General features: G+C 47.3%; 2 protein-coding genes. One reads left to right on the top strand and one right to left on the bottom strand.

What is annotated here, in order from left to right:
- The coding region (locus tag ACWA6V_RS20600; RefSeq protein ID WP_449524242.1) for an alpha-amylase family glycosyl hydrolase at positions 1–1,286 on the top strand (1,286 nt) is incomplete at its 5' end.
- A 52-nt stretch (positions 1,287–1,338) separates the two neighbouring features.
- Here ACWA6V_RS20600 and ACWA6V_RS20595 read toward each other — a convergent pair.
- On the bottom strand, positions 1,339–2,432 hold a 1,094-nt coding region (locus ACWA6V_RS20595; protein ID WP_449524241.1), incomplete at its 5' end, for a S46 family peptidase.

Below are 2,432 nucleotides of genomic sequence, written 5' to 3'. Positions count from 1 at the left end.
CTGACAAACACGAATGGTTTATTAAATCGGCCAATAAAGAAGCGGGTTATGCGGATTATTTTATCTGGCGCGATCAACGCCCCGCGAGCGGTTGGGGGCAGCCTTGGTCAGCCGAATCCAATCCTGCAGCAGTATGGCATTGGAATGAAACACGCAAAGCATTTTACTACGGCGCATTTGGTAGCAGCCAACCGGATTTAAATCTTACCAAGCAAGTCGTGATTGATGAATTAAATAAACTCGCCAGTTTTTGGCTCGCCAAAGGCGTCGATGGATTCCGTTTGGATGCAGTGCGTTACGCGGTGGAAGAGGGCGGTTATCCACTACAAGCCGATACCCAAGGCACTATCGATTATTGGACGATTTTTTCGCAGCATGTGAAATCGGTAAAACCGGATGCGATGTTAGTGGCAGAGGCATGGGCCGATTTGAATACAGTCGGAAAATATCGGAATCATGGCAAAGGATTGGATTCATCCTTTGATTTTGATTTTGGCACCGTGGTGATTGATTTGCTAAACCCGGCGGTAAAACAAACTGCCGACTTTGGCACCATGAGCGCGAAAAATCTGCAACAAAGCCGCGATGGTTTATGGGCGAATTTAGTTGCACGCAAAGCGGCAGCGCCAATCCAGTATTTCGCGCCCTTTTTAACCAATCACGATCAAACCCGAATTATGTACACGCTGGAAAACGATCTTGCCAAAGCGAAAATCGCCGCGAGTTTATTAATGACTACGCCGGGGACTCTCTATCTTTATTACGGCGAAGAAATTGGTTTGTCGCAATACAAAACTGGCGACGACCAATATCGTCGCGCGATTATGCAGTGGAGTGATGAAGACAGCGCAGGATTTAATTCGACCGGCGCCTTTTGGCTAGACCAAGCGAAATGGTTTCCCTGGATGCAACATCATCAGGGGTGGTGGGCTAATTATTGGCAAACATTAAAAGGTACGGGAAAATCTGTCGCTGCCCAGGCGCAAGATCCACAATCGCTGTTTAATCATTACAAACGCCTGATTAAGGTACGCAATGAAAATCCCGCGCTGCAATTGCCGCAAGAGGTTCGTTACTATCCGGTGGATAATAAAGATATATGGTTGGTGGAGAATATTTCGATGGGTAAGAGTGCGTGGGTGTTGATTAACTTGAGTTCAAGTGCGGATGCGGAGTTTGCGGTGCCGAGCAATTTGCGGGGCATGCACAAGGATCAGCTTACTGGAAGCGAACTACAATTGGGTGAGCGTGTTAGTTTACCAGCGGCGGGTGTGATGATTTTTTAATGTTTGCAAGGTCATGCACAATTTCTTGTGCATGACCTTGCTAATAAAATAATTACTTCAGTTTTAATTCTTTCACAAGGTGATCTGCTTTGTAGACTTTTTTAAGTGCTTCGCTCATTGCGGCGGGATGTACAGATACCGCGCGGTTGACTGATTCATCAAAAAAGTAAGCGCCACCCAGTGATTGGATATTGCCATCAAAAATTAATCCCACCAATTCACCTTTTGCGTTGATTAATGGGCTGCCGGAATTACCGCCAATAATGTCGTTCGTTGATACCTGGTTGAAACGCGTTTTTTTGTTTAACTTTTTCTGTGCGGCAACCCAGGTATCGGCCAATTTAAAGGGATCATAATCGGTAGCGCGATCAAGCAAACCACCAATGTCGGTGAAAGGTGTAATCGCTTTTCCTTTTTCTTCCCAACCGCGAATTACACCATGCGATAAGCGAAGCGAAAAAGTTGCATCGGGATAAACCTGTGTTCCCTGATACGCAAAGCGCGCTTTGGCTAATTGATTGGCCGCAGCTTTTTGTATTGGCTCGATGTTTTGGTCATATTCCGTGCGGAACTTGCGTGCGTGCTCATCAATTAATCTGGCGAGTTTAATAGCGGGGTCATCGCTGCGTTTCACTGCTTCAGCGCCGCCGTCCCAGAGTTGCTTGCGCACTGCAGCATCGCCCAGTTTGCTGTTGGAGACAATCTCGTTCGCCAGTGCTTCGGGCGATTGTTTCCCCAAAATACTTTTTACTACCGGGTTATCAACGCCAAGTTTTTCACGCAATTTGCTCAGTGACCAAGCCAACATGGCGCGTTCAAAATCGGTATACAAAGGCACTTCGGCAAACAGACCAGCTTGTACAGCAGGTAAACTGGCATCAGCGAATTCGCGTAGGCGTTGTGCATCGGGTTTTGCTTTTTCGGCGGTGCCGCGCACCAATGTACGCGCCCAGTTTACTTGTTGCGACATAGCGCCAAAACCAATTTCCACCATGACGTAATCGACATATAGGTTGCGCCAGGCGATTTGGGTGTCGCTCAATGTTTTCCACGGGTCGCCATAAGTCGTTGCACGTGCAGGATCACTGTTGACCCAATTGCGAAATGCATTTTCCTGTTCGCGTTTTTGTTGCATAACACTGGGTG

The organism is Cellvibrio sp., assembly GCF_053579595.1.
The sequence above is the reverse complement of the archived record's forward strand: the minus strand, read 5'-3'. Positions and strand labels throughout refer to the sequence as shown.